The organism is Cryobacterium mannosilyticum, assembly GCF_004402705.1.
Classification (GTDB): Bacteria; Actinomycetota; Actinomycetes; order Actinomycetales; family Microbacteriaceae; genus Cryobacterium; species Cryobacterium mannosilyticum.
Genome location: NZ_SOFM01000035.1, coordinates 74070 through 93445, shown reverse-complemented (window position 1 = coordinate 93445; position 19376 = coordinate 74070). Strand labels below are relative to the sequence as shown.

Below are 19376 nucleotides of genomic sequence, written 5' to 3'. Positions count from 1 at the left end.
GCTCCGGGAACACCCGTTCGGGGGTCGCGGGGAGCCGCCGGCCCGCCGCAATCGGTACTCTTGACTGGTGGGTATACAAAGAGATGTCGGACTTGCACTCAAGCTGGTCAGGGACGTCATGGCATCACGCAAGGCTCAACGAGTCCTCGATGGACGCCTTGCGGTACGTGATCTCAGGCCGGACCAGCACTTCAAAATCGCGGTCTACTTCGCCGACGGCGATGTCAACCTGTACCAGATGCGCCAGTGGTACAAACCGCTGGCCAAGCTCGCCGAGACCTGGCCGGTGCTCATTCTCAGCCGGAGCGGCAGCGGGGCGCTTCCCCTGATCGACGAGGCACCCGTGCCCGTCGCCTATGTGCGGAAGGTCTCCGACCTCGAGCGGGTGCTCGAGGAGCAGGACATCCGGATCGTGCTGTACGTCAACCAGAACCCGCGGAACTTCCAGATGATGCGTTACGGGCGTCGCTGGCACGTTTTCATCAACCACGGTGAGAGCGACAAGATGTACATGGTCACCAACCAGATCAAGGCCTACGACTACGCCTTCGTCGCCGGGGACGCGGCGTTGGCCCGCCTCGACAAGGTGCTCTGGGACTACGACTTCGACAAGCGGGCCATCAAGATCGGGCGACCGCAGGCCGACCACTACGGCGGTACCCTCCCGTACACCCCGGACGAACGCCAGGTGGTGCTGTACGCCCCGACCTGGGAGGGTGACCGGCCGGCCGCTGCCTACGGTTCGATCGCGACGCACGGTGTTGCTCTCGTGACGGCCCTGCTCGACACGGGGCGGCACCGGGTGATCTACCGCCCTCACCCGCGCAGCGGTGTCGTGGACGCCGAGTACGCGGCCGCGAACCGCCGGATCATCGCGGCGATCGCCGCGGCGAATGCGCGTGACACATCCGCGAGGCACCTCTTCGACTCGAGCCCCGATCTGGGTTGGCAACTCTCCGCGGCGGATGTGGCCATCGTCGACATCTCAGCCATGGTCTACGACCGCCTGGCCGCCGGGAAGTCGCTGATGGTGACGCGGCCGGCGAACCCGGAAGCCCAGATCGACTCGAGCGGGTACCTCTCCGACTGCGAGTGGCTTGACGCAGCGGAGGCCCACGACATCGAGCGCGTTCTGGAAGATCTGAACCATGACACCGCGGTGCAGCAACGGCTGGCCGTGTGGGTGGAGCGGTACTTCGGGGACACGCGAAAAGGGGTCGCCACAGAGCGCTTCCATGCCGCGGTCCAGCACCTGATGGATGAATGGGACCGGTGCGACGCGATGCACCCTGCAGCAGCCAGCGTCGACGTCCTCGATGCGGGCCCGGTGACCCCGGACGACGCCGACCCCGACGACGGCGTTTAGTCCCGACGACGGCGTCTAGGCCCGACGACGGCGATTACGCCCGACGACGGCGTCTAGGCCTGAGGGGGCACGGGGCCATCCGCTGCAGCGTCTGACGCGCCCGCATCGGTGGCCCGTTCCGCCCGGGCCCGGCGCAGGGCCTTCGGCACCAGGCCGGGCAGCCTGCCGAGGGTTCCGCGGCCGAGTTCGGTCAGCCTGCCCGAGCGTCCCGGGAGCAGGACACTTTCCTGCACGGCCGCCTCCCGCACCTCGATTTCCCGCACCATGACGGCCCTGGCCCGGGGGTCGAGCTCAGGACGGAACCCGGCCGGGGCCTGCCCGAAGGCCAGCCGCGACGAGTGGATGACCCGCTTGCCCAGGATGTGGTTGCCGGCACCACCGATGACCGCGCCGACCCCGAACGGCAGGGCCTTGCCGATCAGGCTGGCACCCCCGCGGGCCGCGAACTGCTTGATGAACGCGCTTTTCAACCGGTCGGAGAGCGGCCCCATGATGGCCCGGGGGAGACTGGTCGTCACGAGTTCTCCCCAATATGCGGTGCGGGCGGTGCCGTTCCCGGAAAACTGGCCGGCGAGCTGGCGCACCAGGTCTGAGCCCTCATGGCCGAGCATCATGGTCATCACCAGCGCCCGCGCGCGTTCCGGGTCATCGACGGTGATTCCATGTACCTCGCTCACGGACTGCGTGAACAGCGCCGTGGCCTCGAGGAAACCGGCCGTTTCGACCCCGGACAGGGCGAGTGTGATCCCGGTTCCGACGCCGGGTATCACGGCAGTCGCGCCGACCGCCGCGCCCCCGGTCGTCACCGCGGCGAGGTAGCGCCGTTCGAGAATCGCCACGAGCTCCACGGGGCCGGCTTGGGGAGATCGGCGCCGGATGGAACGGATGTGCGCAAGCACCGCCGGGCGGTGGATCGCCATCACCCGGTCGAAGCTCTTGGTGAGGGCGGGCGGCAGTTGGCCGCCCTGGGGCAGTCCACCGGTGGTCGACACGATCGGTTTGGGTTTCCTTGCCATCGAACTGCTCTCCTTAGCGTCCCGACGAGTTTACGTGCCGGTGTCCACATCTGCCCGACCACTGGCGGGATGCTCAAGTGAAGCCTATAGATGGAGGATGCCAGAGCCTTCCTCCGAAGCATCCCGCATCCTGGGTGACCGCCTGCGTCGCCGTCGCCGCCAGTTGTCACTCAACCAGGAGGCGGTGGCGCACCGGGCCGGTCTCAATGTGTCGAACTACGCCCGCATCGAAAGGGGTCACGGCAACCCGACGTTCCACACCCTGATCAGACTCGCCGCGGTGCTCGGCCTCGAACCGGGCGAGCTGATGAGCGGGTTCTCGGCGGAGCACCTCCCGGAGCCGCGCGGCGGCCCTGAGACAGTCCTCATCCGGCGGCTGCGCTGACCCGTGGCGGCTGATCCGTCGCGCCGCCGGGCCGCCGCTCACGCGGGCTTGATGCCGTACTGGGCGTTGTAGAGCGCGAGGACCTCGTCGATGGGCCCGTCCAGCACGAGCGCTCCCTTGTCCAGGTACAGGCCGCGCGTGCAGAACCGCCGGAGGTCGCGTTCGTTGTGGGACACGAAGAACAGTGTGCGCCCGCCGGCGAGGAGTTCCTCGATCCGCCGGTAGCACTTCTCGCGGAACGCCTTGTCGCCCACCGCCAGCACCTCATCGACCAGGAGGATGGGCTCCTCGAGCCGGGAGATCACGGCGAAGGCGATCCGCACCTTCATCCCGCTGGAGAGGTGTTTGTAGGGAGTGTCGATGAAATCGCCGATCTCGGCGAAGTCGAGGATGTCGTCGAAGCGTGCGTCGATCTGGGCCCGGGTCATGCCGTGCAGGCCTGCAGTGAGGTAGACGTTGTCCCGCACCGTGAGATCGTCCACGAAACCGCCGGTGATCTCGATCAGCGGCGCCACCCCCTCGGTGACGTGCACGGTGCCCTCGTCGGGGAGGACCACGCCGGTGACCAGTTTGAGCAGGGTCGACTTGCCCTGCCCGTTGCGGCCGACGACGCCGATGGCCTCGCCGCGCTGCACCGTGAAGGAGACCTTGCGGAGCGCCCAGAACTCGTCCGGCCGGCTGCGCCGCCGCCCGCCGGCGAAGAGATCCTTGAAACTGCGGCGGCCGCGACGGTTCCGTCTGAAACGGATGCCGACCCCGGTCAGCGAAATGACTGGCGCCGCCACTAGATCTCCTTCAGGACTGCACGCTCGGTGCGCTTGAAAACCAGGATCCCGAGGCCGAGCATGGCCAGCGACATCCCGGCGCTGATGCCGACGGTGAGCCAGTCCAGGTCGCCTGGGAAGAACGCCGCCCGGTAGAGGCTGAAGATCCCGCTCAGCGGATTGAACGCCGCCCAGAAGTGCAACTGGCTGGGGAGGTCCGTGGTGCTGTAGATGATGGGGGAGGCGTAGAACAGGAACCGGAGCACAAGCTTGACCGCTCGCTCCAGGTCGCGGAAGAAGACGACGAGGGGCGCGACCATCAGCCCGATCCCGGCGGTCAGAACCGTCTGGATCAGGATGGCCAGCGGGAACAGGAACGCCCCCGCGGTGATCGGCGCGCCGGACACGATCGCGAAGAAGAGCAGAACCGGCACGGAGGCCAGGAACTCAATGCCCTTCGACAGCACCAACCGGTTGACCCAGATGGTCCGGGGGATCCTGGTGGAGCGGATGAGCTTCGCCTCGCGCAGGAACGCCCGGGTGCAGTCGGAGATGGTGCCGTTGAACCACATCCAGGGAAGCAGGGCCGAGAGCAGGAAGATGATGTACGGCTCATGGCCCGCCCCGCGATTGAAGACCTGCGTGAAGACGAACCAGTAGATACCGGCCATGACGAGCGGGTCGAGGATCGACCAGAAGTAGCCCAGGAGCGAGGTCGAGTAGCGGACCCGCAGGTCTCGCTGGGTCAGCAGCCAGAGCGAATGACGGTAGCGCGCAAACGACGTGCGTTGCTCGGGGCGCACTTCCGCATAACTACTCACTCGACCAATCGTAGGTGAGCCCGGCCCGGCCCGGCTCCATCTGGGACCCAGCGAGTCCCGGGCATGAAAAAGCCCCCCGGCACCTGATTGTTCCGGGGGGGCATGTTCATCGTCGACGTCTGGTTAGACGAAGAGGTTCGCGCGCTCCAGGTCTTCAGCGAAGTCGACCTCGACCGCGTAGAAGTCCGAGATGTCGAGCGGCTCGACGAGGAGGTTGTTCTTCTCGATGGCGAGTTCGATGCCGCGTTCGAAGTAGTCCTGGTCGCCGACCTTGGCGAGGTGGTGAAGCAGGACCGCCTTGTAGGCGCTCGAGATGTAGTTGATGCCGACCGCTTCGCCGAGCCCGCCCTTGACGGTCTTCGACAGCTCCTTGATGTAGCCTTCGGCGCTGGTGGTGTACTTCACCTCTTCATCCGACACCTTCGAGGTGTTCACGGTGACGAACGACTGGTCGCGGGCGACCATCGCCGCGGCCCGGTCGAGAATGGCGGGGTCGAAGACGACGTCGCCATTCATCCACAGCACGCCGCCGGTGCTCGACGCCTGAAGCGCGCGCATCAGGCTCTTCGACGTGTTGGTCTGGTCGTACTCTTCGTTGTAGACGAAGGATGCTTGCGGGAACGCCTCGATGATGTGCTCGAGCTTGTAGCCGACCACGATGGTGACCTTGGCCTTCTTGCCGAAGGCGTGTGCGATGTTGTCGAACTGCTGCTGCATGATCGTTCGACCGTCGTTGAGTTCGGTCAGCGGCTTCGGAAGCGAACGACCGAGTCTGCTTCCCATGCCTGCTGCCAGAATGACTACCTGGGTGGTCACGATTATCTCCTAAAAAAAGATTCGAGCGACCCCTGCATCCGATGCATAAGACTCTTGTTTCGAACAAGTTTGTCTAGGGTTCACTCATAAGTTCACGTATAGACACGCCGTTATGCCAGCATCAGTCTACCTTATGCCCTCTCTCCGGGGGAAGAGGCGGTTTCCGGAGTGTGCTCAGTCCGTGACCACGGGCGCCGTTTCGGCCCGGCATTTGTGTCGTCGGCTGACCTCCAACCTGCGGTGTCAGGCGGTCCTTGGTAGGTTAGCGGGGTGACTCTTGTGCCCCCCAACTCCGAGCCCGACGAGCCGACGACAGTCCCGCCCGTGGGGGTCGAGACGCCCGCGAAACCGCAGATTCCCGCGGACGAACGCGACATTCCGGTGTCCACGGCCGCGGCACCCGAGCCGACCGTGCGCAAGGCCCCGGTTCGCAAGGCTCCGGCCCGGCCGACGGGTGCCTCCCGCACCCCTGCGGCGCGCAGCAGCAAACCGTCCGCCGCTCCGCTCGCCGACGGCGCTGAGGTTCCGCCGACGTCCGCGGGGCCGGCCCCGAAGCCCCGGACGACAAAGCCCGCGGCGCGCACCGCCGCAGCCCGCCCCGCGACCGGTCGGGCCAAGGCTGCGTCAGCGGTCGAACCTGGCGCCGATGCGCTCGATTCTCCGGTGGCAACGCCGGCCGCCGCCCGGTCGGCGGCCGCGAAGGCGACGTCCGCTCGCACGGCCACCGCCAGGACCGAATCGGCCGCCAAATCGACTGCTGCCCGAGCCGACACGGCGAAGGCCCGCGCCGCGAAGGCCGCAGCGACCAGGGCCGCGGCACTCTCTGCATCCCTCGGCCAGGCCGTCGCCGAGCCGACCGTTGCCGAGCCGACCGCGGCTGAGCCGGCCGTTGCCGAGCCGGCCGTTGCCGAGCCGGCCGTCGCTGAGCCGACCGTGGCTGAGCCCGTTGCTGCGGAGACCGCAGTTGCTGAGCCTGCGGTCGGTGAGCCTGAGGCCGTGACGCCCGAACCGGTCGACGAGGCCGTGGAAACCGTTGTCCCACCGGCCTCGGCCGCCGAGACCCTGCCGCCAGACGACGCAGGCCCCGTCCTGGCACCGGAAGCGGATCCCACTGCGCCGCCGGCGGTGGCCGTCCGGGCACCGAAGAAGGCACCGGGACGGACGCCGCGCACCTCGACGAAACGGAGACCGAAGTCGGCCCCGCCGGTCCCGGAAGGACCGCTTACCCCGCTCGTGCTGTCGGTGACCGGGCTGAAGAAGAGTTTCGGCAACACCGTGGCCGTCTCCGGGATCGATCTCGAGGTGCGCGAGGGATCCTTCTACGGCATCGTGGGACCCAACGGCGCAGGCAAGACGACGACCCTCTCCATGATCACCGGACTCCTCCGTCCCGACGCGGGCGCCGTGCAGGTTCACGGCATCGATGTTTGGGGCAGCCCCATCGCCGCCAAGCGCATCATCGGCGTGCTGCCCGACCGGCTCCGGCTGTTCGACCGGCTCACCGGGGCGCAACTTCTCTACTACTCCGGCGTCCTGCGCGGACTCGACGGAGCGACGGTGCGCAAGCGGTCGGCAGACCTGGCCGCGGCGTTCGGCCTCGAGGATGCGCTCAATCGCCTCGTCGCCGACTACTCGGCCGGTATGACGAAGAAGATCGCCCTGGCCTGCGCGATGATCCACTCGCCGAGGCTCCTCGTGCTCGACGAACCCTTCGAGTCGGTTGACCCGGTGTCGGCCGTCAACGTCACGGAGATCCTGCAGAAGTACGTGGCCAGCGGCGGCACGGTTGTGCTGTCCAGCCACGGCATGGACCTGATCCAGCGGGTCTGCGATCACGTGGCCATCATCGTGCAGGGGGCGGTTCTCGCCTCCGGCACCATCGACGAGGTCCGGGGCGAGAAGACCCTCGAAGAGCGGTTCATCGAGCTTGCCGGCGGACGCAAGGTTGCGGAGGGCATGGAGTGGTTGCACAGTTTCTCGGACTGAAACTCCGCCTGCTCGCGAACCTGTTCCGGCGCAGTCCCTGGCAGGTCGTCGGCATCGCGATAGCGCTCGTCTACGGCCTCGCCGTGGCCGTCGGCCTTGTCATCGTGCTGGTAGGGCTCCGCTTCGTCGGCGATGTCGTCGCCGTGCGCGACGGACTCGTCGTCGCTGGGTCGATCGTCGTGCTCGGGTTCTTTCTCGTTCCCCTGGTCTTCGGCATCGACGACAGCATGGACCCGCGGAAGTTCGCGACCATGGGCATCCCGAACCGACGGCTGTCGGCAGGGCTGGCGCTCGCGTCGCTGGTCGGGGTGCCGGCCTTCGTGCTGGCGCTGGTGCTCCTCGGCACGATCGTGACCTGGTCGCGGGGAGTGGTCGAGACGTTGCTGGCCATCGTGGCGGCCGCCCTTCTCCTGGCAACGTGCATGCTGGCGTCCCGGGTGAGCACCTCGATCGCGGCGTTCCTGCTATCGACCCGCCGGTCCCGGGAGTTCACGGGCATCATCGGCGTGCTCTTCCTGGTGATGGTGGCCCCGGTCGTGCTGCTCATCCTCAATCTCGACTGGGAGCGCTACGGCCTCGACCTGCTCGGCGGGCTCTCGGCGATCCTCGGCTGGACGCCACTGGGGGCAGCCTGGGCGGTCCCCGGCGACGCCGCCACCGGCGCGTGGGGGCCGGCCTTCCTGAAGCTGCTGATCGCCGCCGCCACGGTCTACCTGCTGTGGCTGGCCTGGCAGACCCTGGTGGCACGGATGCTCGTCACCCCGGGCCGTGAGGCCCAGGCGCGCCAGTACGGCGGGCTCGGCTGGTTCGACCGGATGCCGCACACCCCGATCGGTGTCATCGCGGCCCGCAGCCTCACCTACTGGGGCAGGGACTCGCGGTACTGGATGTCGCTGGTCATGATTCCGGTCATCCCGGTCCTGGTGATCCTGCCGCTGTCCTTCGCCGGGGTTCCGCTTCCGTACCTCGCACTGCTCCCGGTGCCGCTGATGTGCATCTTCCTCGGCTGGACGATGCACAATGACGTCGCCTACGACCACACGGCCATCTGGCTTCACGTCGCCTCCGGAACCCGCGGATTCGCCGACCGGATCGGACGCCTGGTCCCGACGCTGTTCGTCGGCATCCCCTTGATCGGGATCGGATCGGCGGTCAGCGTTTCGTTCTTCGGCGACTGGACCGTGCTGCCGTCCGTGCTCGGCGTGAGCACGTGCATCCTCCTCACCGGGCTCGGCTTCTCGAGCTACACCTCGGCCCGGTTCCCCTACCCCTCCACGAAACCGGGAGACAGCCCGTTCGCACAGCCCCAGTCCACCGACACCGCCGCGGCGATGATCCAGTCGCTGACCTTCACCGGCTCGATCCTGTTGTCGCTGCCGTCGATCTGTTTCGCCGTCCTGGGCATCTTCGCCGATCCGATCTGGCACCTGCCGGCGCTGTTCTCGGGCGTCGGAGTCGGCCTGCTCACCCTCACCGGCGGAATCTGGCTTGGCTCTCGCACGTTCGAACGGCGTGGACCTGAGATGCTCGCGTCGGCGATCCGAGCCTGAGCCACCCGCAACGGATGCCGCGCTCCTGCCTACAATGTTCGTATGACTGAAGACTTTCGCGCGAGCATTGCAGAACCAGGCCAGCCGGGCGGCGGCACCTCCACGCTCGACCGCGAGCTCGAGGAGCTCATCAACCAGGAGCAAATCGAGCCGGGCGACCACGAGCGGTTCTCCCACTACGTACCCAAGGACAAGATCCTCGAGTCCGCGATCTCCGGAAAGCCCGTACGCGCCCTGTGCGGCAAGAAGTGGCTGCCCGGACGTGACCCGGAGAAGTTCCCGGTCTGCCCGACCTGCAAGGCAATCTACGAGAAGATGAAGGGCTAGCCCCAAGCCCTATCGGTACAGCGTCGGGATGACGGGATCGCCCCGGCCGAGCCGGAACGCTTCGATCGGCAGCTCCTGCATGACGCGGGCGTTGTGGGTCCGGGCCCGCACGGTGCCGGCGGCCCCGAGGTAGCCCTCGTCGATGACGCCGTCGGTGACGAACGGCACGAGCAGGGCTCGGTCGTGACCGTCCGGCGCCTCGAACCCGGTGGGGTCTTCGTCGGTCTCACCGACCAGCACGATCTCGGCCCGGGCGATTCCGGCGGCGTCGAGGCGCCGCACCGAGCGTTTGCGGCCGCCGACCGACGCCTTGGCGGTGGACGTCTTCGCGACGGAGACCCACTCGCCGGCGTCGTCCCGGTGCGCGACCAGCTTGTAGACCATCCCGGCGGCCGGGGCTCCCGAACCGGTGACGACGGATGTGCCGACCCCGAAGGCGTCGACGGGCGACGCCGAGAGAGCGGCGATCGAGTATTCGTCGAGGTCGCTGGTGACCGTGATCCGGGTGTTCACGGCGCCCAGGGAATCCAGCTGCGCCCGTGCCCCAGCGACGACGGTCGGCAGGTCGCCCGAGTCGATCCGGATCGAGCCGAGGCCGGGCCCGGCCACGCGGATGGCCAGGTCGATCCCGCGGATGACGTCGTAGGTGTCGACGAGGAGGGTGGTCGACACCCCGAAGGCGGCAACCTGGGCGCGGAATGCGTCCTCTTCGCTGTCGTGGAGCAGGGTGAACGAATGCGCGGCCGTGCCCATCGTCGGCACCCCCCAGCTCCGTCCCGCCTCGAGGTTGCTCGTCGACGCGAAGCCGGCGATGTAGGCGGCCCGGGCGGCCGCGACGGCCGAGTATTCCCCGGTGCGCCGCGACCCCATCTCCGCGAGCGGCCGGCCCAGGCTCACCGACACCATCCGGGCTGCAGCGCCGGCCACCGAACTGTCGTGGTTGAGCACGCTCAGGATGAGGGTTTCGAGGATTACGCACTCGGCGAAGCTGCCGTCGATCGTCACCAGGGGCGAGCCGGGGAAGTAGACCTCGCCCTCCTGGTAGCCCCAGATGTCGCCGCGGAAGGCGTAGTCGGCCAGCCAGTCGAGGGTGGGGCGTCGCACGACGGCGTTGGCATCGAGCCAGGCGAGTTCGGCATCCGTGAACCTGAAATCGCGGATGAGTTCGAGCAGGCGTCCGGTACCGGCGACGATGCCGTAGCGGCGGCCGGAGGGGAGCCGCCTGGCGAAGGCCTCGAACTGGCACTCGCGACCGGCGGTGCCGCTCTGGATGGCGGCGTCCACCATGGTGAGTTCGTAACGGTCGGTGCGGAATGCTGAGGATTCGGTCACCCGATAAACCCTATCCGCACCGGCCGATGATCGGCCCAGGTGACGATCTACAGGGCGCCGAAGGCGACGATGCAGTTCTGGCCGCCGAAGCCGAATGCGTTCGCGAGAGCGTAACGAACGGGTTTCACCCGCGCGGTCAGGGGAACGTAGTCGAGGGTGCAGTCCGGGTCGGGGGTGACGTAGTTGATCGTCGGCGGGATGATCCCGGTGCGGATCGACAGGGCGCAGAGCAGGCCGGACAGGGCTCCCGCCGCGCCGATCAGGTGGCCGGTCATCGACTTCGGAGCGGTGACGGCGATTCCGTCGGCCGAAGTGCCGAGCGCCTGACGGATCGCCGAGGACTCCGCGCGGTCGTTCGCCTGGGTCGAGGTGCCGTGCGCGCAGATCATGTCGATGTCGCTCGGGTTCAGCTTCGACTTCGCGAGGGCCCTGGTCATCGCGAGGCTGGCGTACTTCCCCGTCGGTTCGGGGGCCACGATGCTGTGGCCGTCGCTGGTCAGCGCCCCGCCGAGAACCTCGGCGTAGACGCGGGCTCCGCGGGCCTTGGCGTGGGAGAGCAGTTCCATCACGAAGATCACCGCGCCCTCGCCGAAGACGAGTCCGTTGCGGTCGGCGTCGAACGGGCGGCTCGCCTCGGCGGGGGAGTCATTGTTTTTGGACGCCGCGTGCATGGCGTTCAGCCCGGCGAACATGACGGGGGTGATCGCGGCTTCGACGCCGCCGGCGATGACGACGTCAGCGTCGCCCATCATCAGGAGCGTTCGGGCCTCGAGCAGGGCGTAGGCGCCGCTCGCGCAGGCGAGGGCGCTGGCGTTGACCGGGCCGTGCACACCCAGGTCGATGGCCACCTCGCAGGCGGCCATGTTGAGCAGCGATGACGGCACGAAACGCGGCGGGATGCGGCGCGAACCGCCGGAGTTGACGAGTTCGGTGGCCTCCTGGATCTCGGCATAGCCGGAAACGGCGCTGTTCACCACGACCGCGGTGTCGATTCCCTCCATGGACGGGCCGAACCCGGCGTCGGCCACGGCCTCACGGGCGGCGGCGATCGCGAGCTGGGACGCGCGGGAGGCCCGCTTAACCTGCTTAATGGACATCTGCTCGGCCGGAACGAAGTTCTTGACTTCGCCGGCGATCTGGGTCGGCAGACCCTCAGGGTCGAAGTGAGTGATCCGAGCGACCCCGCTCCGTCCGTTCGTGAGACCCGACCAGGTTTCCCGCCATGTGTTTCCCAGCGGCGTCAAGGCGCCCAACCCGGTAATTACGACTCGATCATTCACTGGGTCATCTCCTCAAACGACGAATGGGGCGTCTTCCTGCGCGGTTACCGTCGGTTGGCGGGCCTCCATATTCCGAGTGTAGTTACGCCCATATTCCCGCTCTGGTACGTGTGACGGCCGTCCCGCGGACCCTGAGAAAACGCCCACAATCGCCCGGCGTGGGGGCCGGTGAGGCGCGCTCGCGCGAAACCCGGGCCGAGCCGGGCACTTCGCCGGGATCGGAGGATTCCGACTAAGCTCGACTGTCGTGACGGATGCACCGATTGGAATCTTCGATTCCGGAGTGGGCGGCCTGACCGTCGCCCGGGCGATCAAGGATCAGCTGCCCAACGAATCGATCCTCTACATCGGGGACACCGCGCACTCGCCCTACGGTCCGAAGAAGATCGCCGACGTGCGTCGCTACGCACTCCAGGTGCTCGATGACCTCGTTGCCCAGGACGTCAAGATGCTGGTGATCGCGTGCAACACCGCCTCCGCCGCCGTGCTCCGCGACGCCCGGGAACGCTACAGTGTGCCCGTGATCGAGGTCATCCAGCCCGCGGTGCGCCGCGCGGTCGGCACCACCCGGAACAACCGGGTCGGCGTGATCGGCACCCTCGGCACCGTCAAGTCGCGTGCCTACGAGGACGCCTTCGCGGCGGCCACAGACATCCGTCTTTTCACCCAGGCCTGCCCCCGTTTCGTCGAATTCGTCGAAGCCGGCGTGACCACGGGCGGCGAGGTCCTCGCGGTTGCGGAGGAGTATCTTGCCCCCCTCAAGGCGGCGGGGGTCGATACCCTGGTGCTCGGCTGCACCCACTATCCGTTCCTGCGCGGAGCCATCTCCTACGTGATGGGTGACACCGTCACCCTCGTGTCCAGCGACACCGAGACGGCCAACGACGTCTATCGGGCCCTCGTCAGCCAGGGCGCCGAACGCGCGGACAAACGCCCGCCGAGCTACCGCTACGAGGCAACGGGCGGCAGCGCCGAGGATTTCCTCAGCCTCGCGCACCGCCTGGTCGGCCAGGACATAGCCCGGGTCGACCTCGTCGAGACCGGCACCTTCAACCTGAGCGAGCTCGTCGAATTCGCGGCATCGCATCCGAACACCAACAAGGAGACCTCGTGAACGACATTGTGCGCGCCGACGGACGAACGACAGACGAGCTTCGGCCGGTCACGATCGAGCGAGGCTGGAGCGACCAGGCCGAAGGCTCGGCCCTGATCTCCTTCGGCCGCACCAGGGTGCTTTGCACGGCATCGTTCACCAACGGCGTGCCGCGGTGGATGGCAGGCAAGGGGGCGGGCTGGGTCACCGCCGAGTACTCCATGCTTCCTCGGTCCACCAACGACCGGATGGCCCGAGAATCGGTCAAGGGACGCATCGGCGGCCGCACCCACGAGATCAGCCGCCTGGTCGGCCGGAGCCTCCGCGCCGTGGTCGACATGAAGGCGCTCGGCGAGAACACGATCGTCCTGGACTGCGACGTGCTGCAGGCCGACGGCGGCACCCGAACGGCCGCCATCACCGGCGCCTACGTGGCACTGGCGGATGCCCTCGAGTGGGGCCGGGAGAAGAAGTTCCTCGGCCAGAAGGCGCAGCCGCTGATCGACAGCGTGGCGGCCATCTCCGTCGGCATCGTCGGCGGCGTACCCATGCTCGACCTGGCCTACACGGAGGACTCGAAGGCCGAGACCGACATGAACGTGGTCGTCACCGGTCGCGGATTGTTCGTCGAGGTTCAGGGAACCGCCGAGGGAGCGCCCTTCGATCGCAGCGAGTTGAATTCCCTGCTCGACCTGGCGCTGGCCGGCACCGTCACGCTGACCGAGTTCCAGAAGAACGCGCTGGGGCGCTAGCCGTGCAGGTCGTTCTCGCCACCCACAACCCCCACAAGGTGGAGGAGTTGCGTCGCATCCTCGCCCCGCGGCTTCCCGGCATCGAGGTTCTCGCCTACGACGGGCCTGAGCCCGTCGAAGACGGCACCAGCTTCGTCGAGAACGCCTTGATCAAGGCGCGCGCGGCGGCGGCTCACACCGGGCTGCCCGCCGTCGCAGACGACTCCGGCATCTGCGTCGACGTGCTCGGCGGATCGCCGGGCATCTTCTCCGCCCGCTGGGCCGGACCGGCCAGGGACGCGGAGGCGAACCTGAGGCTGCTGCTCTGGCAGCTGGCCGACGTGCCGGAGGACCACCGGGGTGCGCATTTCGCCTGCGTCGCGGCCCTGGCCCTTCCGGACGGCACGGAACGCCATGTCACCGGGGAATGGCCGGGCCAGATCCTGCCCGAGCCGTCAGGGGAGCAGGGTTTCGGCTACGACCCGATCTTCCTTCCCGACGGCTACGCGATCTCGGCCGCCGCGCTCACGCCGAACGTGAAGAACGAGCAAAGCCACCGGGCCAGGGCCTTCGAACAGCTCGTTCCGGTGATCCGGGAACTGCTCGCCGACTGACCGCCTGGCGGGACCTCGCCGGTGCTGAGAATGGCACTCATTCCCAACTGGCGGCTCAACTGGCTATCCTCCTGCGCGCGCTCTACCTTTGACGAATGGGCCACGATCACGCGCACACCTCGCAGACGAACCGGGTGCGCCTCACTGTGGCGATCGGCATCGTCGCCGCAGTGCTCGTCGTCGAGGTCATCGGTGCCGCCCTCACCGGTTCCCTGGCGCTGCTGGCGGATGCCGGCCACATGTTCTCCGACCTTGCCGGCCTGGTCATCGCGCTCGTCGCGACGGTCGTGGCCGCCCGGCCTGCCACCGACCGGCAGACCTTCGGCTACCAGCGGGCCGAGGTCTTCGGCGCGCTGATCAACGGATTGATCCTCGTAACCGTGGCGATCTCCGTCGTGGTCGGGGCCGTGACCCGGCTGGTCGGCTCCTCGCCCGTCGAGGTGCAGGCGATGCCGATGCTGATCGTGGCCGCGATCGGCCTCGTCGCGAACATCGCCGGGCTGCTGCTCCTGCGCCCGGCGGCGAAGGGCTCCATCAATATGCGCGGGGCCTACCTCGAGGTGCTCGGCGACGCCCTCGGTTCGGTGGCGGTCATCGCAGCGGCGGCGGTCATCCTTCTCACCGGCTTCGCCCAGGCGGATGCGATCGCTTCGCTGGTCATCGCGGCGATGATCGGTCCCCGGGCGTTCGTGCTGCTCCGCGACGTCGTGCGGGTGCTCAGCGAGTCAGCGCCCATCGACACGGATGTCACGGAGATCCGGCGGCACCTGCTGGAGACTCCCGGGGTGGTCGCCGTGCACGATGTTCACGTCTGGGCGATCACGTCCGGTGCGCATGTTTTCAGCGCCCATGTGGTGGTGGAACCGGTGGTGCTCCAGTCGGGAGGTTCGGGAGAGCTGCTCGATGCCCTGTCCGGGTGCCTCGCCGAGCACTTCGACGTCGACCACTCGACGTTCCAGCTGGAGCCGGCGGAGCACGCCGCGCACGAGGACTACCCGCACCTCTGACCCGGCGCCAGACGCCAGGCATCCGGCGTCAGGCGTCAGGCGTCGTGCTTGTGCTCGTGGTGACCGTCGAACACGTCGGGGTCGAGCACCAGGCTTCCGGTGGCGGTCGTCACCCCTGCCCGGGTGGCTCGGCGGGCCTTCATGGTCGCCTGAACGTAGTGGAACACGGTGGGGATCAGCGTGATCAGGACCGCGCCGAGCAGGATCAGATCAATGTAGTGGCTGACGAAGTCGCGCACGGGTGGGATGTAGCCGAGGAAGAAGCCCGCGTAGGTCACTCCCACACCCCAGAGCAGGGCGCCCGCGAGGTTGTAGATCGAATACCGGCGGTAGTTCATCCGGCCTACGCCGGCGGCCACCGGGGCGAATGTGCGCACGATCGGGACAAAACGGGCGACGATGACGGCGAAGCCGCCGAACCGTTCGAAGAACGCGTTCGTGCGCTCCACGTTCTTGACGCTGAACAGCCCGGATTCCTTGCGCTCGAACACGCGCGGCCCGAACTTGCGGCCGATCAGGTAGCCGCATTCCCCGCCGAGGAACGCGGCGAAGCCGATGGCGAGGGCAACCCACCAGATGTCGATCTTGATGGCGCCGCTGAAGGTGAGGATGCCGGTGATGATGAGTAGGGTGTCGCCGGGGAAGAGGAATCCGACCAGCAACCCGGTCTCGGCGAAGATGATCGCGCAGACGCCGAGCAGCGCCCAGGCGCCGAACCCGTCGATCAGGTACTTGGGGTCAAGCCACGGGATGAGCGCCGAATGAATCGGCGCGGTGAGAATCAGGGCGGAATGAATCACGAATGAACTCCAGTCGGTGGCCACAACGGCCGGGCGGCGGTGATCGTGGGTGCTGTGATACAGGGTATCGCCAGATTACGGGAGAACCCCGTATGCGCCGGTCAGCGTTCAGACTTCGGGGGCGACGTCATCCGCTGGTGCGGGCGCCGGCGATGGTGAGAGCGCGGAGCGGGGGCCGCGCTCGGACCGCCAGGTGCGCACGCCGAACACGATCGACGCCGCGATGAACAGCCCGGCTATGACGTAGGCGGCGCTCTTGACCCCGGGAATGGCCGCAGCGAAGTAGCCCGTCAGGGTGAGTCCGACACCCCAGGCGATCGCGCCGACCAGATTGCTGCTGAGGAATTTGTAGTAGTTCATCCGGCCGACCCCGGCGATCACCGGCACGAACACTCGCGCCCAGGGCATGAACCGGGCGATCACCACGGACCACCAGCCGAAGGAGCGATAGAACTGCTCGGTCCTGGCGATCGCGGACCTGGTGCGGCGTCCGCCGTGCCGGTCGAGGGAGGAACGACCGAAACGGCGCCCCAGGAGGAATCCGACCTGGTCGCCGAGGAACGCGGCGAGTCCGGTGCCGATCGCGAGCACGGCGATGTTGAGGTTCGGGGTCGAGGCCGCGACCAGGCCGGAGCCGAAGAGCAGGGAATCCCCGGTGATGAAGGGGATGAAGACGCCGAGGAAGACCGCCGTTCCCGCGAAGACGAGCGCCCAGACAAGCAGGTAGAAGACGATCGCCCCGGTGTCCGCGAGCAGATCGTTCAACTGGCCGTCCAGCGCTGACGCATTGTTCATGTGCGGGAGAGGGGACTTGAACCCCCACGCTCGAAAGCACAGGAACCTAAATCCTGCGTGTCTGCCAATTTCACCACTCCCGCGACTACGGTTCCAGTGTAGTTCGTGCGACGGTGGGCGCCCGGTGCCCGGTCCGGAGCGAGAAGCCCGGTCAGGCAGGCGATGGGCGGCCGTGCAGGGCCTCCCGGAAGGAGTCGACCTGGTGTCGCAGTGCCGCGACGAGGGTGGCAACGGCGGGTTGGTGAAGCGACTCGGAGCGGAGCACCATCCAGTACTGGAGCTGCTCGTTGAACTGGGCGGGGAGCAACCGTACCAGGTCGGAGTGCTGGTCGGCCATGAAACACGGAAGGAAGCCGATGCCGGCGCCGGCCCGGGTCGCCTCCACGTGCACGAAGACGTTGGTCGAGCTGAGCGAGGCCCGCATCGACGGGACCAGCCGCCGCGGGGCATCCAGATCGTCGACCAGCAGCATCGAATCAACGAAGTAGACCAGCGGATGCCGGGTGAGCTCGGCCACGCTCTCCGGGGTTCCCTTCTCGGCGAGATAGGCGCGCGACGCGTACATGCCGAGCCGGTAGTGGCCCAGCCGCACCGCCTCGGCCCGGTGCACCTGTGGTTCGCCGACCACCACCTCGATGTCGAGGCCGGAGCGATGCTGGAGGGCGCGCCGGGTCACCGTGACGATCTCCACTCGGAGATGGGGATGGGTGCGTTGCAGGGCGGCGACGGCGGGGGCGGCGATGTAGGCGCTGAAGCCGTCGGTCGCCGACATGCGCACGACGCCGGACAGTTGGCTCTGCCGGCCGGCCGGCCCGTTCAGCACGGCCACGGCTGCTTCGACGTTCTCGGCCGCGTTGAAGGCCCTCTTGCCCAGCTCGGTCAGCTCCCAGCCTCCCACCGTGCGGGAGAGCACGCGGCCGTCGAGGGCCTTCTCCAGGGCGGTGATCCGACGGGCGACCGTGGTGTGGTTCAGCCCGAGACTGTCGGCCGCCGCAGTGTACCGACCGGTGCGGGCGACCGCGAGCAAGACCAGGAGGTCGTCGGGGTGGGGAGCCGGGGACGGCGGCGCAGCGAGGGTCATATCTGCAATTATGCACACGCCCTCTGTAGAAGTGGTCATTGATGCACAGGCGGACTCCGTGAATACTCAGTGGAGCCGTGTTGGGTGGAACTCGACCCTCGGCCAACCACCACTAAGTGTCAGCGACGACACCGAAGGAGACAGACATGAGCGTCAATCAGCGCGTCGGAGCCGGGAAGCCCGGAACGAGCGGGTCTGGTCAGGACAGCCCGGAGGAGAAATCGGGGCTGCGCAAGATCGTGGCGGCGTCGATGGTCGGCACGATCGTGGAATGGTACGAGTTCTTCCTCTACGCCACGGCCGCGAGCCTCGTCTTCGGCAAGTTCTTCTTCCCCAACGCGGGCAGCGAACTGGACGGCATCATCGCCGCATTCCTCACCTACGCCGTCGGCTTCATCGCCCGCCCGCTCGGTGGCATCGTCTTCGGTCAGATCGGTGACCGCCTCGGCCGCAAGCACACCCTGCAGGTCACGATCATCCTGGTCGGCGCCGCCACGTTCCTGATGGGCTGCCTGCCGGGCTTCAACAGCATCGGCTACTGGGCGCCCGCGCTGCTCGTCATCCTGCGCTTCATCCAGGGCTTCGCGGTCGGCGGCGAATGGGGCGGCGCCGTTCTGCTCGTGGCCGAGCACAGCCCGAACAAGACCCGCGGTTTCTGGTCGAGCTGGCCGCAGGCGGCCGTTCCGGTCGGCAACCTGCTCGCCACCCTCGTGCTGCTGACCATGTCCTGGATCCTGCCTGCCGAGCAGTTCCTCGGCTGGGGCTGGCGGGTGGCCTTCTGGCTCTCCGCGATCATCGTGGTGATCGGCTACTACATCCGCACCCACGTCAGCGAGGCGCCGATCTTCCTCGAGGCCCGCGCGCAGGTCGAGGCGGAGAAAGCGATCAGCTACGGCGTGATGGAGGTCGTGCGCAAGTATCCGAAGGGGATCCTGGGGGCCATGGGTCTGCGCTTCGCCGAGAACATCCTCTACTACACGATCGTGAGCTTCTCAATCGTCTACCTGGTCACGGTGCACCAGTACAACACGAGCCAGCTCCTGCTCGCCCTGCTGCTCGCCCACGTCGTGCACTTCCTGGTGATCCCGCAGGTCGGCCGGCTCTCCGACCGGTTCGGACGCAAGCCGGTCTACCTCGCCGGCGCCGTGCTCGGATCGACCTGGGCGTTCTTCGCCTTCCCGATGTTCGACACCCTGAACCCGGTCGTCATCGTGGCGGCCATCACCATCGGGCTGTGCTTCCACGCTCTGATGTACGCCGGGCAGCCAGCGATCATGGCCGAGATGTTCCCGACCCGGATGCGTTACTCCGGGGTGTCCCTCGGCTACCAGGTCACCTCGATCCTGGCCGGTTCGATGGCGCCGATCATCGCCACGGCGCTGCTCCAGCAGTACAAGTCCTGGCTGCCGGTGGCGTTCTACCTGGTGATCGCCTGTGCGATCACCGTCGTCGCCGTGGTCACGCTCAAGGAGACCCGGGGCATCTCGCTGCGCGAGGTCGACGCTGAGGATGCCCGCAAGCACGGCCTCGAGCCGGCGAGGGTTTCCGGCTGAGCCTGCCGAGCGACCGGCCCCGCACGCCCTTGCCAGCCCGCACCACGAAGGACCACCTG

The 19376-nt window shown here is 67.6% G+C and carries 19 protein-coding genes and 1 tRNA gene; 10 read left to right on the top strand and 10 right to left on the bottom strand.

The annotated features are described in order from the left end of the window. The first annotated feature begins 67 nt into the window (after positions 1-67). A complete protein-coding gene (locus tag E3O32_RS11835) occupies positions 68-1366 on the top strand; it encodes a hypothetical protein (protein WP_420898111.1) in 1299 nt (432 codons plus the stop codon). A gap of 53 nt (positions 1367-1419) precedes the next feature. On the opposite strand, the gene E3O32_RS11830 is transcribed toward E3O32_RS11835, so the two are convergent. Further along, positions 1420-2382 carry a hypothetical protein gene (locus E3O32_RS11830; protein WP_134509730.1) on the bottom strand — a complete coding sequence of 321 codons (963 nt, stop codon included), beginning with the start codon at positions 2380-2382 and terminating at the stop codon, positions 1420-1422. A gap of 97 nt (positions 2383-2479) precedes the next feature. Here E3O32_RS11830 and E3O32_RS11825 point away from each other — a divergent pair, with 97 nt between their 5' ends. After that, positions 2480-2767: a helix-turn-helix domain-containing protein gene (locus E3O32_RS11825; RefSeq protein WP_134509728.1), complete on the top strand. Its 288-nt coding sequence runs from the start codon at positions 2480-2482 to the stop codon at positions 2765-2767. 38 nt (positions 2768-2805) lie between these two features. On the opposite strand, the gene E3O32_RS11820 is transcribed toward E3O32_RS11825, so the two are convergent. From E3O32_RS11820 to E3O32_RS11810, 3 genes are all read right to left on the bottom strand, one after another. Next, a complete protein-coding gene (locus tag E3O32_RS11820; RefSeq protein WP_134509726.1) occupies positions 2806-3552 on the bottom strand; it encodes an ABC transporter ATP-binding protein in 747 nt (248 codons plus the stop codon). Next, the gene (locus E3O32_RS11815; RefSeq protein WP_241974863.1) at positions 3552-4352 is read right to left on the bottom strand and encodes an ABC transporter permease; all 801 of its coding nucleotides are present in this window, start codon (positions 4350-4352) and stop codon (positions 3552-3554) included. Before E3O32_RS11815 ends, E3O32_RS11820 begins: the two co-directional genes overlap by 1 nt. Positions 4353-4475: 123 nt before the next feature. Then, on the bottom strand, positions 4476-5168 hold the full coding sequence (locus E3O32_RS11810) for a phosphocholine cytidylyltransferase family protein (RefSeq protein ID WP_134509724.1): 693 nt from the start codon (positions 5166-5168) through the stop codon (positions 4476-4478). Positions 5169-5438: 270 nt separating this feature from the next. Between E3O32_RS11810 and E3O32_RS17645 the strand changes: the two genes are divergently transcribed. Genes E3O32_RS17645 through E3O32_RS11795 form a run of 3 tightly spaced genes read left to right on the top strand, consistent with a single transcriptional unit; the run spans position 5439 to position 9031 of the window. Next, on the top strand, positions 5439-7154 hold the full coding sequence (locus tag E3O32_RS17645; RefSeq protein WP_241974862.1) for an ABC transporter ATP-binding protein: 1716 nt from the start codon (positions 5439-5441) through the stop codon (positions 7152-7154). Continuing rightward, entirely contained in the window at positions 7130-8704 is a 1575-nt protein-coding gene (locus E3O32_RS11800) for a hypothetical protein (protein ID WP_134509722.1), read from the top strand. Before E3O32_RS17645 ends, E3O32_RS11800 begins: the two co-directional genes overlap by 25 nt. 42 nt (positions 8705-8746) lie before the next feature. Continuing rightward, positions 8747-9031: a DUF3039 domain-containing protein gene (locus E3O32_RS11795; RefSeq protein ID WP_134509720.1), complete on the top strand. Its 285-nt coding sequence runs from the start codon at positions 8747-8749 to the stop codon at positions 9029-9031. A 9-nt stretch (positions 9032-9040) separates the two neighbouring features. On the opposite strand, the gene E3O32_RS11790 is transcribed toward E3O32_RS11795, so the two are convergent. Further along, a complete protein-coding gene (locus tag E3O32_RS11790) occupies positions 9041-10363 on the bottom strand; it encodes a nicotinate phosphoribosyltransferase (RefSeq protein WP_134509718.1) in 1323 nt (440 codons plus the stop codon). A 47-nt stretch (positions 10364-10410) separates the two neighbouring features. Then, on the bottom strand, positions 10411-11643 hold the full coding sequence (locus E3O32_RS11785; RefSeq protein WP_134509716.1) for a beta-ketoacyl-[acyl-carrier-protein] synthase family protein: 1233 nt from the start codon (positions 11641-11643) through the stop codon (positions 10411-10413). 247 nt (positions 11644-11890) lie between these two features. Here E3O32_RS11785 and murI point away from each other — a divergent pair, with 247 nt between their 5' ends. The 4 genes from murI (at position 11891) to E3O32_RS11765 (ending at position 15088) form a co-directional block, all read left to right on the top strand. Beyond that, positions 11891-12757, top strand: coding sequence for a glutamate racemase (gene murI, locus E3O32_RS11780; RefSeq protein WP_134509714.1), 867 nt, complete (start codon positions 11891-11893; stop codon positions 12755-12757). After that, positions 12754-13488, top strand: coding sequence for a ribonuclease PH (rph, locus tag E3O32_RS11775; RefSeq protein ID WP_134509712.1), 735 nt, complete (start codon positions 12754-12756; stop codon positions 13486-13488). The genes murI and rph overlap by 4 nt, the downstream gene beginning before the upstream one ends. A gap of 2 nt (positions 13489-13490) precedes the next feature. After that, positions 13491-14081, top strand: coding sequence for an RdgB/HAM1 family non-canonical purine NTP pyrophosphatase (gene rdgB / locus E3O32_RS11770; RefSeq protein WP_134509710.1), 591 nt, complete (start codon positions 13491-13493; stop codon positions 14079-14081). A gap of 95 nt (positions 14082-14176) precedes the next feature. Further along, complete coding sequence (locus E3O32_RS11765; RefSeq protein ID WP_134509708.1) at positions 14177-15088, top strand: cation diffusion facilitator family transporter; 912 nt, start codon at positions 14177-14179, stop codon at positions 15086-15088. A 35-nt stretch (positions 15089-15123) separates the two neighbouring features. Here the strand turns inward: E3O32_RS11765 and E3O32_RS11760 are convergent, their stop codons facing one another. The 4 genes from E3O32_RS11760 to E3O32_RS11745 form a co-directional block, all read right to left on the bottom strand. Further along, positions 15124-15855 carry a DedA family protein gene (locus E3O32_RS11760; protein ID WP_134509801.1) on the bottom strand — a complete coding sequence of 244 codons (732 nt, stop codon included), beginning with the start codon at positions 15853-15855 and terminating at the stop codon, positions 15124-15126. 141 nt (positions 15856-15996) lie between these two features. After that, positions 15997-16683 (bottom strand): DedA family protein, encoded by a 687-nt coding sequence (locus E3O32_RS11755; protein ID WP_174776509.1) that lies wholly within the window; start codon positions 16681-16683, stop codon positions 15997-15999. A 1-nt stretch (position 16684) separates the two neighbouring features. Then, positions 16685-16766: transfer RNA gene (locus tag E3O32_RS11750), tRNA-Leu, on the bottom strand. A 68-nt stretch (positions 16767-16834) separates the two neighbouring features. Beyond that, positions 16835-17764, bottom strand: a complete 930-nt coding sequence (locus tag E3O32_RS11745; protein ID WP_241974858.1) for a LysR family transcriptional regulator — start codon at positions 17762-17764, stop codon at positions 16835-16837. A gap of 146 nt (positions 17765-17910) precedes the next feature. Between E3O32_RS11745 and E3O32_RS11740 the strand changes: the two genes are divergently transcribed. Beyond that, positions 17911-19317: an MFS transporter gene (locus E3O32_RS11740; RefSeq protein ID WP_134509704.1), complete on the top strand. Its 1407-nt coding sequence runs from the start codon at positions 17911-17913 to the stop codon at positions 19315-19317. Positions 19318-19376: the final 59 nt, after the last annotated feature.

Bases quoted from the DNA above. Each gene is read 5' to 3' on its own strand.
- E3O32_RS11740 (WP_134509704.1), top strand. From the start codon at position 17,911: ATGAGCGTCAATCAGCGCGTCGGAGCCGGGAAGCCCGGAACGAGCGGG.
- E3O32_RS11795 (WP_134509720.1), top strand. From the start codon at position 8,747: ATGACTGAAGACTTTCGCGCGAGCATTGCAGAACCAGGCCAGCCGGGC.
- E3O32_RS11765 (WP_134509708.1), top strand. From the start codon at position 14,177: ATGGGCCACGATCACGCGCACACCTCGCAGACGAACCGGGTGCGCCTC.
- E3O32_RS11745 (WP_241974858.1), bottom strand. From the start codon at position 17,764: ATGACCCTCGCTGCGCCGCCGTCCCCGGCTCCCCACCCCGACGACCTC.
- E3O32_RS11825 (WP_134509728.1), top strand. From the start codon at position 2,480: ATGCCAGAGCCTTCCTCCGAAGCATCCCGCATCCTGGGTGACCGCCTG.
- E3O32_RS11755 (WP_174776509.1), bottom strand. From the start codon at position 16,683: ATGAACAATGCGTCAGCGCTGGACGGCCAGTTGAACGATCTGCTCGCG.
- E3O32_RS11830 (WP_134509730.1), bottom strand. From the start codon at position 2,382: ATGGCAAGGAAACCCAAACCGATCGTGTCGACCACCGGTGGACTGCCC.